Raw genomic sequence first — 14,469 nt, forward strand, 5'->3', positions numbered from 1 at the left:
ATCACAGGGCTAAAGAATATTCGAGTAATCCGCTTCGATGCGATCCAGGCTCAGGTGGTTGAGGAAGTTGGAGAAGCACATCCAGGCTGACAGGGCGTTCATGTCTCGGAACTGCTCGGGCAGGTATTTGGGTGCGACCACCAGGCCTTCATCGACCAGTTGGCGAAGGGTGCGCATGTCTTCCAGCGTGGTCTTGCCGCAGAACAACAGGGGCACCTGTTCCAGCTTGCCCTTGCGCACGGCCAACTGAATGTAGTTGTAGACCATGATGAAGCCTTTCAGGTACGACAGGTCCTTGGTGAACGGCAGCCCGTTGGGCACCGAACCTCGGAACACCCGGCTGGCGTTGCCGTAGCTTTCCGGCATGCCGAAGCCCTGCTCGCGATAGAACTCGAACACCTGCAGAAAGTCCGCGCCCTCTTCGGCCATGTGAATGGCTCGCGTGCGGTTGGTGAGCTTGCGCAGACGGCTGGGGTAGGACGCGAAGGCGATGACTTCCATGAGAATCGCCAACCCTTCCTGAGTCACGGTCGATGACGGCGGGCCTTTGGAGAGGAAGGTGCAGATCGGCTGGTTCTGCCCGTTCAGCGTTGTGCCTACATGCACGAGGCCTTCATGGACTTCCAAAGCGCGCACATCGCGCTCGTTGAACATCGCGTCGCTGCGAATCTTGATGTAATCCGCGCCCGCCGCCGCGTCTGCCACGATGCCGTCGGACTCGAAGACACGAATGGTTTCCTCGGCCTCGCCGAACACCCGGTTCAGACGCGACTGCAGCAAGGCCACGGCGTCCTTGGCGGTCAGGGTCTTCGGTTCGTCCTTGAGATCGCCACGCCCGGCGATGTTATTCAAGTAATCGGACAGCATCAGCCCCAGATCGGCCAGTGTTGGATCGCCCGCGTGAAAGGCATCGGAGGCCGCACCATACAGTTCCTGGGAAATCAGCCCGAAGTCAGGTGTGCCCCGCGCTTCGAGCATGCGGATCACCATTCGGTATTCCCTGCACATCCGGCGCATGATCTGCCCGACCGGATTGAACTGGCCCAGCTGGCGCGTGACGTCGCGCTCGATGTTCTGGAATTCCTGCTTGAGGGCGCTTGAATCGAAGCCCAGCGGGCGATTCTCGTAATAGGCACGGTCCACGGCAGGCAGGGCCTTGCCCTTGGCGGCGAGGAAATCCCGGCGAACCGTGTCGTCCCACTTCACTGCATCCAGCACGCGAATCGGTGTCTGCGCGGCAACGATCCGATCCGATAAAACACGAATAGTCTGCTGGTACTCGTCCACCCGGTACTCCTTGGCTGGCGGGCTATCGCCCTGCTACTTGGCAACGCGCCTGTAACGCGCGACTTCCTGAAAAACATCTGAGTTGGCGGGATCGTCGAGGTACCCGAATACCTGCTCCAGAGGGCTGGTAATCAGGAGACCCTTGCCCGTTTCATTTTCGACCGGCTGACCGGCCAGACTGCCTTGCTCGACCCACTGACCGACGCGGTCCATGTCCAGACTATAGACAACCAGCTCACCGCTGCGGGTCAGCTCGAAACCTCCAATGCCATAGTCAGCGCCATATTTGGCCGGAAGCTTCGCCGAGAGGTACCAGCGACTGCCGTGGTGCGTCACCGTCACGGTGTACTCATCGCCGTGACGTCGGTCGCCCTTGCGGTAGCTGACGGCCTTGTAACGGTTGGCCCCGGCGCGCGTAATGTCCAGTTCCAGCGGCTCGCCCCAGGCGTTCTTGCTGGTCCACTGACCCAGCAAACCGGCGGGCGCAGCATCGCGGGGGGGTATCGGGTCCTTGAAGGTCACCAGACAACCGCTCAACAACAGCAACGACAGCGCCATTATCACGCGCCAGGTCTTCATGGGATTCTCCTGAACAGAGGCAGCGTCACCCTCGAACCGGTTGAGGGGTTCCCAGCACCAGACGCATCTGGCGGGTGAGCATACAGAGGATTTCTTCGTCCGCCTGACGCAGCGGGCCATGAAGCAGGCCCTGATATTCCATCCGGCGGATGAGCCCCGTCAACACTTGCGCGTCCTGATAGGGCTGCAACGAGCCAATCACCTGAAAAAACTGACAACTGCCCTGCAGCAGGATTTCCTGATGCGCCATGACCAGCGGGGTCAGACGCGGGTTGATCAGCGCCTCATGGTAGAACGCATGTTCGGCAATCAGGTAATCGCGCCGGGTCAGCAACTGGTGGCGAATGTGCTCCATCACCATTTTGGCAATGTCGTCGGCCAGCTTGAAACGGTCGCTGGGACTGCCGGAACTGCGGGCCATCATGTCGCGCAGGATGACTTCGGTGTTCTGCCACAACCTGGCCAGGTAGTCTGCGCTGCGCTGCACGTACTGGGCGAAGGCATCGGTGAGCAGGTCGTCGATGTCCTTGAAGTAATAGGTCGTCGCCGACAGCGGTACGCCCGCCTCCGCAGCCACGGCCCGGTGGCGCACGGCACGCACGCCGTCACGCACCACAATGCGCATGGCGGCATCGAGAATCACCTGCCTGCGCTGCTCGCTCCCCTCTCGACTGGCCTTGCGACCCTGATACTTGACACTTCTGGCCACCGCGCTCGCTACCCCGGCAGCCCCTTCTCTGGCAATCGTCACACTATCGTCCTTATAAACTCGTCCTGAAAAAGACCCAAAAAAAAGCCGCCCATTCGAGGCGGCTTTCTTTTTTTTCGTTACGCCTGCGGGCGCATGTGCGGAAACAGGATCACATCCCGGATCGACGGCGAGTTGGTGAGCAGCATCACCAGGCGGTCGATACCGATCCCCTCACCGGCTGTCGGCGGCATGCCGTACTCCAGCGCACGTACGAAATCGGCGTCATAGTGCATGGCCTCGTCGTCACCGGCGTCCTTGTCGGCAACCTGAGCCTGGAAGCGCTCGGCCTGGTCTTCCGCGTCATTGAGCTCGGAATAGGCGTTGGCGATTTCGCGGCCGCCGATGAACAGTTCGAAGCGGTCGGTGACGCTCGGATTGTCATCGTTGCGACGTGCCAGTGGCGAAACTTCGAACGGGTACTGGGTGATGAAGTGCGGCTGTTCCAGCTTGTGCTCGACCAGTTCTTCGAAAATCATCACCTGCAGCTTGCCCAAACCTTCGAAGCCCAGGACCTTGGCACCGGCCTTCTTGGCGATGGCGCGTGCCTTGTCGATGTCCTGCAGATCGGCTGCGGTCAGTTCAGGGTTGTACTTGAGGATCGAGTCGAACACCGACAGGCGCACGAACGGTTCGCCGAAGTGGAACACCTTGTCGCCATACGGCACATCGGTGGTGCCCAGAACCAGTTGAGCCAGTTCGCGGAACAGCTCCTCGGTCAGGTCCATGTTGTCTTCGTAATCGGCGTAGGCCTGGTAGAACTCGAGCATTGTGAACTCGGGGTTGTGCCGGGTCGAAACGCCTTCGTTACGGAAGTTGCGGTTGATCTCGAACACCTTCTCGAAGCCACCGACAACCAGACGCTTGAGGTACAGCTCAGGCGCGATACGCAGGAACATTTCCATGTCCAGCGCGTTGTGGTGGGTTTCGAACGGCTTGGCCGCCGCGCCACCAGGAATGGTCTGCAGCATCGGCGTTTCGACTTCGAGGAAGTCGCGCTTCATCAGGAAGCTGCGGATGTGGGCAATCACCTGCGAACGCACGCGGAAGGTCTCGCGCACGTCTTCGTTAACGATCAGGTCGACGTAACGCTGGCGATAGCGCTGTTCGGTGTCGGTCAGGCCGTGGTGTTTGTCAGGCAGCGGACGCAGCGACTTGGTCAGCAGGCGCACGGACGTCATTTCGACATACAGGTCGCCCTTTCCGGAACGGGCCAGGGTGCCTTCGGCGGCAATGATATCGCCCAGGTCCCAGGTCTTGACTTCGGCCAGGGTTTCTTCCGGCAGTGTCTTGCGGTTGACGTAGACCTGGATGCGACCGGTCATGTCCTGAATCACCATGAACGAGCCACGGTTGAGCATGATGCGACCGGCAACCTTGACCGGAATCGCTGCCGCAGCCAGATCTTCCTTGGTCTTGTCGACGTACTGTTTCTGCAGGTCGTTGCAGTAGCTGTCGCGGCGGAAGTCATTCGGGAAGGCCTGACCCTTGGCACGGCCGGCAGCAAGCTTTTCCTTGCGCAGGGCGATCAGGGTGTTTTCTTCCTGTTGCAGGGCTTGCGGGTCGAGTTGTTGGTCGCTCATGTCTTCAGTCATTCCATCACAGGTTCGTTGCCCCGGTTCATCCGGGTTCGCGGGCAAGGCGGATAGCCGTCCCGGACGCTTGCACAGGATCGCGCTCACGGCGCGAATCCTGCGAAGCGTGCATTACAGCCCTTGTTTGAGGCTTGCGATCAGATACTCGTCCAGATCACCGTCGAGCACCTTGTCGCAGTCGCTGCGCTCGATGTTGGTCCGCAGGTCCTTGATGCGCGAGGCATCCAGCACGTAGGAGCGAATCTGATGACCCCAGCCGATATCGGACTTGGTGTCTTCCAGCGCCTGGGACGCTGCATTGCGCTTCTGAACTTCCTGCTCATACAAACGGGCCCGCAGCATTTTCATGGCGGTGTCCTTGTTCGCATGCTGGGAACGTTCGTTCTGGCAGCTGACCACGGTGTTGGTCGGAACGTGGGTGATACGGACCGCCGAGTCGGTGGTGTTCACGTGCTGACCACCGGCACCGGAGGAGCGGTAGGTGTCGATCCGCAGGTCCGACGGGTTGATGTCGATTTCGATGTTGTCATCGATTTCCGGCGACACGAACACGGCCGAGAACGAGGTGTGACGACGGTTGCCGGAGTCGAACGGGCTCTTGCGCACCAGACGGTGTACGCCGATCTCGGTCCGCAGCCAGCCAAAGGCGTATTCGCCCTTGATGTGCACGGTCGCGCCCTTGATACCGGCGACTTCGCCAGCGGACAGCTCCATGATGGTGGCGTCGAAGCCGCGCTTGTCAGCCCAGCGCAGGTACATGCGCAGCAGGATGTTGGCCCAGTCTTGCGCCTCGGTACCGCCGGAGCCGGCCTGGATGTCCAGGTAGGCGTTGTTCTGGTCCATTTCGCCGCTGAACATGCGACGGAATTCCAGCTTTTCCAGGGACTCGCGAAGGCGCTCGACTTCGGCAGCGACGTCGTCGACGGCAGCCTGGTCTTCTTCTTCGGCGGACATCAGCAGCAGGTCCTTGGCATCGACCAGACCGGACGTCATTTCGTCCAGCGTGTCGACGATCTGCGCCAGCAAGGCACGCTCGCGGCCCAGGTTCTGTGCGTATTCGGGGTTGTTCCAGACGTTTGGATCTTCGAGCTCGCGATTGACTTCGGTCAGACGATCATGTTTGTGATCGTAGTCAAAGATACCCCCGAATAGTTTCGGAGCGCTCGGACAAATCCTTGATGCTGTTTAGGATCGGGTTGATTTCCATGGTGGGCAGCACTCGCAGGCGAAATTTTCAAAGCCGACGAGTATACCCCAGGCAACACCATGAAAGCAGCCCGTCGGGCAGGCCTTGTGCAGCCAATTTTATTGAATGGATGAGTTTCCGGTGGCAGATGCTTATTTGGCTCTGACATAACGCTATCTGGCAGCAAACTCTGACTGCGGGAGGCACCACCACGTCTTCGCCGTAGCGCTGTCGCGCGGCAAACATTTGACCGTGGGAGGCGGCTTGCCGGCGATGCAGGCGACGCGGTATGTCAGGAACACCGCGTTATCGTTCATCGCCGGCAAGCCGCCTCCCGCAAAAACATGTTCATTCAGCAGATGACGTGTTTTTTGACAAGAGCCCGCCTGGCAGCAACTCCGGCCAGCTCAGCCCACCGATACCTGATTGCGGCCATTGTGCTTGGCCACGTACAGCCCCTTGTCGGCATCAAGAATCAGCTGGCGACTGTGTGAGCCGACCTGTGGAGAAACTGTGGCCACGCCGATGCTGACGGTGAGGTGAGAGCCTTCGGCAGGCGCTACGTGGGGGATGTTCATGCCCACCACGCTCTGACGCAATTTTTCAGCGATCAGCCGCGCGCCACCCGGCGAGGTGTTGGGCAGCACCATCGCAAACTCTTCGCCACCATAGCGGGCGGGCAGATCCGAGGGCCGACTGCAGCTGTTGCGAATGGCCTTGGCCACTTGCCGCAGGGCCTCGTCGCCTTCCAGATGCCCGAAGCTGTCGTTGTAGGCCTTGAAGAAGTCGACATCGATCATCAGCAGCGACAGTTGGGTCTGGTCGCGGGTCGCGCGACGCCATTCCAGTTCCAGATACTCATCAAAATGACGGCGGTTCGACAGTCCGGTCAGGCCATCGGAGTTCATCAGGCGCTGCAGGACCAGATTGGTATCGAGCAATTGCTGCTGGCTGACACGCAGGGCGCGATAGGCCTCGTCACGTTGCAGCAGGGTCAGGTATGAGCGCGAGTGATACAGGATGCGGGCAACCAGTTCGATGTTGTCCGGCAGCTTGACCAGATAATCGTTGGCGCCGGCGGCGAACGCGGCGCTCTTGATCAGCGGATCTTCCTTGGTGGACAGCACGATGATCGGGATATCGCGGGTCAGCGGATTGCTACGGTATTCACGCACCAGCGTCAGACCGTCCAGGCCGGGCATGACCAGGTCCTGAAGAATGACCGTCGGCTTGATCTGCACAGCCTGGGAGATGGCCTGATGCGGATCGGCGCAGAAGTGGAAATCGATCGAGCTTTCGTTGGCCAGACCACGCCTGACCGCCTCGCCGATCATCGCCTGATCGTCGACCAGCAGCACCATCGCAGAGTTTTCATCCGGTGTTTTGATCTCGTCCATCTGCAGATCATGCATGAAGTTTCTCCTGGTGACCAAGCAGCGGTGATTTCATCTGGACAGTCATTGAGCGAACACCTCCACGAGCCGCGGAGCGATGGCGGTCAGTGGCCGAATCTCGACCGCCGCATCAATGGCCGCAGCCGCCTTGGGCATGCCGTACACCGCAGAACTGGCCTGATCCTGAGCGATGGTCAGGAATCCGCGCTCACGCATGGTCTTGAGCCCGGTGGCGCCGTCGCGCCCCATGCCTGTCAATAAAACGCCCACAGCATCTCCATTCCAATAACGAGCCACACTTTCGAAAAACACGTCGATCGAGGGCCTGTAGATTTCATTCACTGGCTCTGCCGTGTAGGCCAGCGTGCCGCCTTTCAACAGGCGGATGTGGTGGTTGGTGCCCGCCAGCAGAACCTTGCCACTCTGAGGCACCTGACCTTCGCGGGCCAGTAGCACAGGGATTCCTGATGCACTGGACAGCCACTCGGCCATACCGGCTGCGAAGACCTGATCCACGTGCTGTACCAGCACGACTGCCGCCGGAAAGTTCGAAGGCAGTGCCTTGAGCAGAATCTCCAGAGCAGCCGGCCCGCCCGCCGACGAACCGATGGCAACCAGACGGTCACGCCGGACAGACTCACGCAGCGGCGTGGCGACGGTCCGCTCATGGGTGTTGCGCTGCCCCATGAGCCATTCGATGTTCAGAATCTTGCGCAGCAGTGGTGCAGCCGCCTCTTTGGGATTGCCTGCGCCGATGGCGGGGGTGTCCACCACGTCCATCGCACCGTGCCCCATGGCCTCGAATACGCGATGCACGTTCTGCTCGCGATCCACGGTCACTATGACAATAGCGCACGGTGTGCTGGCCATGATCTGGCGAGTGGCTTCGACGCCGTCCATGACCGGCATGATCAAATCCATCAGGATCAGATCAGGCGTCTGTTCGGCACAGCAGCGCACCGCTTCGGCGCCGTTGCCGGCCACCCATATCACCTGATGCAATGGCTCGAACGCCAGCGCTCGACGCAGCGCTTCGACAGCCATGGGCATGTCATTGACAATAGCGATCTTCATGCCTGCGCATCCCCTATCAGCTCGACCACAGCGTCGAGCAAGGCATCATCATGGAAACTGGCCTTGGCCAGATAATAATCGGCGCCTGCATCCAGTCCGCGGCGTCGATCTTCCTCACGATCCTTGTAGGAAACCACCATTACAGGCAGTGATTGCAGCCGAGTATCCCGACGCAACAGGGTGACCAGCTCGATACCGTCCATGCGCGGCATGTCGATGTCGGTAATCAGCAGGTCAAAATCTTCGGAACGCAAGGCGTTCCAGCCGTCCATGCCATCCACGGCAACCGACACTTCGTAGCCGCGTCCGACCAGCAGCTTGCGTTCCAGCTCACGCACCGTCAACGAGTCATCGACTACCAGAACGCGTTTGCGCGATACGCTGTCTGCCTGACGGTTACGACGGTCGATGCGCTCCAGACGTCCGGTATTGAGCAGCTTCTCAACGGAGCGCAGCATGTCTTCGACGTCGATGATCAGCACCACCGAGCCATCGTCGAGCAGCGCACCCGCCGAAACATCCTGAACCTTGCCCAGCCGCGCATCCAGCGGCATCACCACCAGCGTGCGCTCACCGATGAAGCGCTCGACCGCAACGCCGTAGACCGCGTCGCGTTCGCGAATCACCACGACCTTGAGCGCCTCGCCAGTGTCCTGCGATGCCGGACGGTGCAACAACTGACTGGCCGACACCAGGCCGACATGACGTTCTTCGTCCCAGAAGTGCTGGCGTCCCTCGAGTTGCACAATCTCATCGGGCTGAAGATCGCGCATACGCTCGATGTGCGCCAGCGGGAAGGCGTAGGCTTCGCCGCCGACCTCGACCACCAGACTGCGCACCACGGACAGGGTCAACGGCAACTCGATTCTGAAGCGACTGCCCTCGCCTGCCCATTGCTGTAATTCGACACTGCCATGCATCTGGCGAACCATGTGTTGCACAGCGTCGAGCCCCACGCCACGTCCCGACACCTGTGTGACCTTGTCGCGCATGCTGAAACCGGGCAAAAACAGAAAACTCAGCAGTTCCTCTTCGCTCAACTGGGCGGCGGTAGCGGCAGGCGACAGGTTGCGCTGCACAATGTTCTGACGCAGACGCTCAAGGTCCACGCCGCCGCCATCATCACTGAGTTCCACCACCAGCAGACCGGCCTGGTGCGAAGCCTGCAGACGGATCAGCCCTTCCGGTTCCTTGCCGTGTGCCGCCCGCTTTTCAGGTGACTCGATGCCATGATCGACCGCATTGCGCAGCAGGTGCGTCAGCGGAGCCTCGAGTTTTTCCAGCACGTCGCGGTCGACCTGAGTCTTGTCACCTTCGATCTGCAGACGAACCTGCTTGCCCAGTTCGCGCCCCAGATCACGCACCATGCGTGCCTGCCCCGACAATACGTCGGCGAAGGGCCGCATGCGACAGGCCAGCGCAGTGTCATACAACAGCTGCGCTCGCTGCCCCGACTGCCAGCCGAACTCGTCCAGCTCGGCAGTCTGCTGAACCAGCATCTGCTGCGCCTGGGACAACAGGCTGCGGGCGTCTTCCAGCGCCTTTTGCGCATCGGCATTCAGACCGCCCTCGCCGACACTGACGCCCAGCGCTTCAAGCGCCCGGTCGGTGCTGCTCTGCAAGCGCTTGAGGCGCTGCATGCCGGCCAGCAGAGGCTTGAGGCGCTGGGTCTCGACGAGGGATTTGCTCGACATGTCGAGCAGACCGTTGAGTCGCTCGGCGGTGACCCGCAGCACCCGTTCGCCGCCCTCGGCCACCCGGCGATCCTTGAGTGGCGCAGCGGATGGCGTCTCGGGTTCGGCCCTGGGCGGAACGCTCGCTGGCTCCAGACGCAGATCGGCCGCCAGTGGATCGGCAGGCGACTCGCTCGGCGGCGCTGGCGTGGACGATGCTTCGAGCTGTTGCAAGGCGCTGGCCAGCAGCGGATCCGGCATGGGCATGCTGACTGTTCGTGCCGCCCCGGCGCCTGAAGCCAGCAACGTGTTCAGCCTTTCGACGTAAGCGTCGATATCGGGCTGGCCGACGCTGTTACCGCCCGGCGTCGCAATGCGCATCAGCAGATCGGTGCCGAACAACAGGGCGTCGATGTGATCAGGCTGGAGCAGCAGTCGCCCTTCCTGAGCACTGACCAGACAGTCCTCCATCACATGCGCAACGCTGACACCGAACTCGACGCCGACAATCTTTGCCGCGCCTTTGAGCGAGTGAGCGGCGCGCATGCAGGCTTCCAGTTGATCGGCCTGGGTCGGGTTACGCTCGAGCGCCAGCAGACCTGCACTCAGGACCTGGGTCTGCGCGTCGGCTTCCAGCGTGAACAATTCGAACAGCGAGGCGTCGCGCATTTCATCTGGCGTCATGTAAGGCTCCGGTGCACCGCCGACAGCAGCTGATCTTCATCGAGCCAACGCAGGCTTCGGTCTTTCCATTGCAGAACCCCTCGGGTAAAGCGCGCATTGGCGTGCGTGCCGGAGGCCGAGGCAGCTTCCAGTTCGCGTTCGTCAATGGCATGAATACCGTCGACTTCATCCACCGGCACAACAACAGGACCACCTTCCGCCGCCACGATCAGCATGCGCGGCACCGTTCGTGCGGACTGGGCAATCATCGGATTGCTGTCCAGCCCCAGCAACTCGACCAGCGAGATGCAGGCCACCAGAGCGCCGCGTACGTTGGCGACGCCCAGCAATGCGCGCGAGCGTTGATGTGGCAGGGAGTGGATCGTCTGCGCGGGGGCAACCTCCGACAGGCAGCGCGATGCCAGGCCCAGCCATTCCTCACCCAGGCGAAAGACCAGAATCGAGCGCGTCTTGATATCGCGCTGCAGGACAGAGCCATGAAACTGTTCGTGGTTTTCCTGAGCGTGTGAATAGCGGTCGAGCAGACGTGTGGCCGCTGCGGAATAGACCGCGCAATTGCGGCAGTGGATATGGTCTTCCAGCAACGGACAGGAACGATCGCCGTGAACGCCGATACGATTCCAGCAGTCGTCGATGTCCTGGGCCTGATCATGGGTAAGGCTTGAAAAACCGGACGGGCCCGTCATCAGTTGTTTCCTTGTTTATTCGCACCGCGCACAGCACGGTCCTGCAATCGGCGTGCACCGGCGCTGTCGCCTCTGGCCGCCAGCAACGCCGCCATCTGCGCCAATGATTCCGAATGCTGCGGCTGAAGGTAGAGCGCCTTGCGGTAAAACCCTTGAGCCTCCGCGACGCGACCCTCCACTTCACTGAGCAACCCCAGCCAGTAGAACACCTGAGCCACTGGCTCGTGCTGTTGCAGATAACGCTCGCAGGCGGCACGCGCCTCGACCGTTCTGCCCTCGTTGGCCAGACTGGCAATGGTAACCAGCAGCGCAGCACTGTCGGCGTTGCCGGTTGCTGCAGCCGGTTTGCCGGGGGCAAACGCCGTCGCGTTTCGCGATGCAGGCTGGGCGGCAGGCGTGCGTGGAGTTGGCTCGGGCGTCGGGCGTGCTATCGGTTTGTTTACCGGAGCAGGCGCAGTGGCTGTCGCAGCCGTTTCCCGAGGTGCATGACGAAAAACGAAGGATTGGGCGATGCCCAGCGAGCGCATGCCAATGGCGGACAACAGATTGCCCTCGGCCGGACCGATGAAGAGCACGCCGTCTTCACGGGTCAGCTGCTTGAGGACCTGAAAGACATGTTGCTGCGTCGGGCGGTCGAAATAGATCACCAGATTGCGGCAGAAGACGATGTCGTAGGCCACCTGGGTCGCCAGTTTGGGATCGAGCAGGTTGCCGGGCTGAAAATCGATGCAGCCACGAACCAGATCGGAAATCTCGAAGCTTTCGCCTACAGGAGTGAAAAAACGCTCGCGAAAGCTCAGGTCGCTGCCACGAAACGAGTTCTTGCCATATACGCCGTGCTTGGCGCGTGCAATCGAAACAGGACTGATATCGATGGCATCGACCTTGAACTGGCGGACGCCGATACCGGCATCGATCAACGCCATGGCAATCGAGTAAGGCTCTTCACCCGTCGAACACGGCAGGCTGAGAATGCGTAAAGGTCTTGCGCCATCCAGCGTAGTAATGCGCTCGCGAGCCAGTCTGCCCAGCGTCGCGAAGGATTCTGGATACCGAAAAAACCAGGTTTCCGGGACGATCACAGCCTCGATCAGCGCCTGCTGCTCCTGAGGCGATGTCACCAGCAATTGCCAGTACGCGTCGCTGTCCGGGCACTTTGCCGACGCCGCGCGCTGACGCAAGGCGCGCTCGATGATGGCCTCGCCCACCGAGGTCACGTCCAGGCCGATGCGTTCCTTGAGGAAACTGAAAAAGCGCGAATCATCACTCATGGCGCATCCTCGAGCGATTCCAGGTCCAGCGGCGGCACCGGATACAGCAACTCGCGCACCGGTTCGCTCAGCAATTCCTGAACGTGAATCCATTGCAACAGGCCCTGCTCGTCTTCACGGACCGGCCCCAGATAAGGTGACAGGCGATTGTCCAGCCCGTACTCCTTGAACTGCGAAACCGGGCAACGCAGGGTTTCGGTGGCCTGCTCAAGAATCAGCCCGAGCAACTGCGCAGGATGCTGGTCGTCGTGCCGGTAATGCACCAGCACCATACGCGTGCTGGTCCGCGCCCTGGCAGGCTGACCGGAGTTCAACGCGCTGATATCGATCACCGGCACGATCTCGCCCCGATGGGCAAAAATGCCTGCAACCCAATGCGGCGCCCGGGCAATCGCCTTGAGCTTCACACGCGGCAGAATCTCGGCGATTTCGGTCGCCTCCAGCGCATAGCGGTCTTCACCGATGCAGAACAGCAGAAACAGTTTGTTCGACGCGGGCAACGCGACGTTACGCCTGGGCGATTGATCCATCATTGGCGATGCTCAGACCTTGAATCGCGATACGCCACTGCGCAGCCCGACCGCCACCTGACTCAACTCGTCGATGGCGAAACTGGCTTGACGCAATGACTCAACCGTCTGGCTGCTGGCATCGGCCAACTGCACCAGCGCCTGATTGATCTGTTCGGCCCCCGTGGCCTGAGCCTGCATGCCTTCGTTGACCATCAGCACGCGTGGGGCCAGTGCCTGGACTTGATGAATGATCTGCGACAACTGTTCTCCGACCTGCGTGACTTCGTACATACCGCGTCGCACTTCCTCGGAGAACTTGTCCATGCCCATGACGCCCGCAGACACCGCCGACTGGATTTCCCGCACCATCTGCTCGATGTCGTAGGTGGCTACAGCGGTCTGATCGGCCAGACGACGCACTTCGGTGGCGACCACGGCGAAACCCCGGCCGTACTCGCCCGCCTTCTCGGCTTCGATGGCCGCGTTGAGCGACAGCAGGTTGGTCTGATCGGCAACCTTGACGATGGTCACCACCACCTGATTGATGTTGCCGGCCTTCTCGTTGAGGATCGCCAGCTTGGCGTTGACCAGATTGGCCGCGCCCATCACCTGATGCATGGTGTCTTCCATGCGCGCCAGACCCTGCTGGCCGGAGCCTGCCAGAATCGAAGCCTGATCGGCCGCCGAGGTGACCTCGGTCATGGTGCGCACCAGATCACGGGACGTCGCGGCGATTTCACGCGAGGTCGCACCGATTTCGGTGGTGGTTGCGGCGGTTTCCGTGGCGGTCGCCTGCTGCTGACGCGACGTGGCGGCAATTTCTGTGACCGAGGTGGTGACCTGCACCGACGAGCGCTGAGCCTGGGCAACCAGAGCGGTCAGCTCGACCATCATGTCGTTGAAGCCGGTTTCGACTACATTGAATTCGTCCTTGCGCGCCAGATTGAGGCGCGAACTCAGGTCGCCCGTGCGCATGGTTTCCAGAATCCGCACGATGAGCTGCATCGGTGCGATGATCGAGCGCATCAGCAGCAGCCCGCATGCAGCGGCGGCCATGACGGCAATAAACAGTGAAAAGACCATGCTGATCTTGGCACTCAGCACGGCATTGACGATGTTGTCGGTTGCGCGATCCGCCAACTGTTTGTTGGCCACGATCAGTTCATTGAGTTGTTTGCGACCATCCGTCCAGACCGGATTGGCCTCACCGTAAAACTCCGAACGAGCGCCCGCGTAGTCGCCGCGCTCGAACTTGGCATGCACCTCGGCGAGCAGCCGGGAATAAGTTTCGCGGCGCTTTTCAAAAACAGCGAAACTGGCTCTGTCGCTGTCATCGAAGATGGACTTCTTGTAGCCATCCATCTGAGTCTGCAACGCGTCATCAAAGCCCTGGAACTGGTCCTTTTCCTGCTTGGTCAGGGCACGCCCCTGGCCTTCGCCGATCAACTCGAGCGTGCGGATATAGCTCTCGCCCCAGGCGCTGCGCACCAGAGTGCTGTAGTAGACACCCGGTAAAGCGTCGAGACGCACCTGTTCTTCGCTGGACTCGATCGACAACAAGCGCGAGTAAGACAGAACGACCATCAACAGCATGATCGCAATAATGACGGCAAAACTCGCCAGAATGCGTTGGCGCAACGTCCAGTTCTTCACAGTCAGCCCTCAGGAGTTCAACGACGGCATCCGGCCGTGTTCAAGAAGCGGACCGACAGACGGTCCAAGCCGCGTGAGTATAGCCCAGCGTTTCAGCCATTAGCGGGTGATATGAAAATGAAATGAC

12 protein-coding genes are annotated in these 14,469 nt (G+C 60.7%); all 12 read right to left on the bottom strand.

Features of this window, described 5'->3' with window-relative positions:
• Window positions 1-9 precede the first annotated feature (9 nt).
• A complete protein-coding gene (locus QRN20_RS04785) occupies window positions 10-1,287 on the bottom strand; it encodes a flavohemoglobin expression-modulating QEGLA motif protein (RefSeq protein ID WP_029241803.1) in 1,278 nt (425 codons plus the stop codon).
• A gap of 33 nt (window positions 1,288-1,320) precedes the next feature.
• A complete protein-coding gene (locus QRN20_RS04790; RefSeq protein ID WP_029241802.1) occupies window positions 1,321-1,866 on the bottom strand; it encodes a hypothetical protein in 546 nt (181 codons plus the stop codon).
• A gap of 25 nt (window positions 1,867-1,891) precedes the next feature.
• The gene (locus tag QRN20_RS04795) at window positions 1,892-2,617 is read right to left on the bottom strand and encodes a TetR/AcrR family transcriptional regulator (RefSeq protein WP_029241801.1); all 726 of its coding nucleotides are present in this window, start codon (window positions 2,615-2,617) and stop codon (window positions 1,892-1,894) included.
• Between the two features lie 77 nt (window positions 2,618-2,694).
• On the bottom strand, window positions 2,695-4,197 hold the full coding sequence (gene lysS / locus QRN20_RS04800) for a lysine--tRNA ligase (RefSeq protein ID WP_004878920.1): 1,503 nt from the start codon (window positions 4,195-4,197) through the stop codon (window positions 2,695-2,697).
• Between the two features lie 123 nt (window positions 4,198-4,320).
• A protein-coding gene (gene prfB / locus QRN20_RS04805; protein WP_096766619.1) for a peptide chain release factor 2 occupies window positions 4,321-5,416 on the bottom strand; the annotation gives its coding sequence in 2 pieces (ribosomal slippage) (window positions 4,321-5,343 and window positions 5,345-5,416; 1,095 coding nt in all).
• Between the two features lie 386 nt (window positions 5,417-5,802).
• A complete protein-coding gene (locus QRN20_RS04810) occupies window positions 5,803-6,807 on the bottom strand; it encodes a response regulator (protein ID WP_029241800.1) in 1,005 nt (334 codons plus the stop codon).
• Between the two features lie 45 nt (window positions 6,808-6,852).
• Window positions 6,853-7,863: a chemotaxis response regulator protein-glutamate methylesterase gene (locus QRN20_RS04815; RefSeq protein ID WP_004878914.1), complete on the bottom strand. Its 1,011-nt coding sequence runs from the start codon at window positions 7,861-7,863 to the stop codon at window positions 6,853-6,855.
• Window positions 7,860-10,220, bottom strand: coding sequence for a hybrid sensor histidine kinase/response regulator (locus QRN20_RS04820; protein ID WP_217670420.1), 2,361 nt, complete (start codon window positions 10,218-10,220; stop codon window positions 7,860-7,862). Before QRN20_RS04820 ends, QRN20_RS04815 begins: the two co-directional genes overlap by 4 nt.
• Window positions 10,217-10,906 (bottom strand): chemotaxis protein CheW, encoded by a 690-nt coding sequence (locus QRN20_RS04825; RefSeq protein ID WP_249582557.1) that lies wholly within the window; start codon window positions 10,904-10,906, stop codon window positions 10,217-10,219. The genes QRN20_RS04820 and QRN20_RS04825 overlap by 4 nt, the downstream gene beginning before the upstream one ends.
• Window positions 10,906-12,177: a CheR family methyltransferase gene (locus QRN20_RS04830; RefSeq protein ID WP_285360015.1), complete on the bottom strand. Its 1,272-nt coding sequence runs from the start codon at window positions 12,175-12,177 to the stop codon at window positions 10,906-10,908. The genes QRN20_RS04825 and QRN20_RS04830 overlap by 1 nt, the downstream gene beginning before the upstream one ends.
• Complete coding sequence (locus QRN20_RS04835) at window positions 12,174-12,710, bottom strand: chemotaxis protein CheW (protein ID WP_004878906.1); 537 nt, start codon at window positions 12,708-12,710, stop codon at window positions 12,174-12,176. Before QRN20_RS04835 ends, QRN20_RS04830 begins: the two co-directional genes overlap by 4 nt.
• 9 nt (window positions 12,711-12,719) lie before the next feature.
• Window positions 12,720-14,342 carry a methyl-accepting chemotaxis protein gene (locus QRN20_RS04840; RefSeq protein ID WP_122466360.1) on the bottom strand — a complete coding sequence of 541 codons (1,623 nt, stop codon included), beginning with the start codon at window positions 14,340-14,342 and terminating at the stop codon, window positions 12,720-12,722.
• Window positions 14,343-14,469: the final 127 nt, after the last annotated feature.

Origin of the sequence: Pseudomonas sp. fls2-241-TYG-175 (assembly GCF_030209155.1) — a bacterium.
Classification (GTDB): Bacteria; Pseudomonadota; Gammaproteobacteria; order Pseudomonadales; family Pseudomonadaceae; genus Aquipseudomonas; species Aquipseudomonas viridiflava.

Excerpts from the sequence above, each read along its gene's own strand:
- QRN20_RS04790 (WP_029241802.1), bottom strand. The coding sequence starts at position 1,866 with ATGAAGACCTGGCGCGTGATAATGGCGCTGTCGTTGCTGTTGTTGAGC.
- lysS (WP_004878920.1), bottom strand. The coding sequence starts at position 4,197 with ATGAGCGACCAACAACTCGACCCGCAAGCCCTGCAACAGGAAGAAAAC.
- QRN20_RS04810 (WP_029241800.1), bottom strand. The coding sequence starts at position 6,807 with ATGCATGATCTGCAGATGGACGAGATCAAAACACCGGATGAAAACTCT.
- QRN20_RS04815 (WP_004878914.1), bottom strand. The coding sequence starts at position 7,863 with ATGAAGATCGCTATTGTCAATGACATGCCCATGGCTGTCGAAGCGCTG.
- QRN20_RS04820 (WP_217670420.1), bottom strand. The coding sequence starts at position 10,220 with ATGACGCCAGATGAAATGCGCGACGCCTCGCTGTTCGAATTGTTCACG.
- QRN20_RS04825 (WP_249582557.1), bottom strand. The coding sequence starts at position 10,906 with ATGACGGGCCCGTCCGGTTTTTCAAGCCTTACCCATGATCAGGCCCAG.
- QRN20_RS04830 (WP_285360015.1), bottom strand. The coding sequence starts at position 12,177 with ATGAGTGATGATTCGCGCTTTTTCAGTTTCCTCAAGGAACGCATCGGC.
- QRN20_RS04835 (WP_004878906.1), bottom strand. The coding sequence starts at position 12,710 with ATGATGGATCAATCGCCCAGGCGTAACGTCGCGTTGCCCGCGTCGAAC.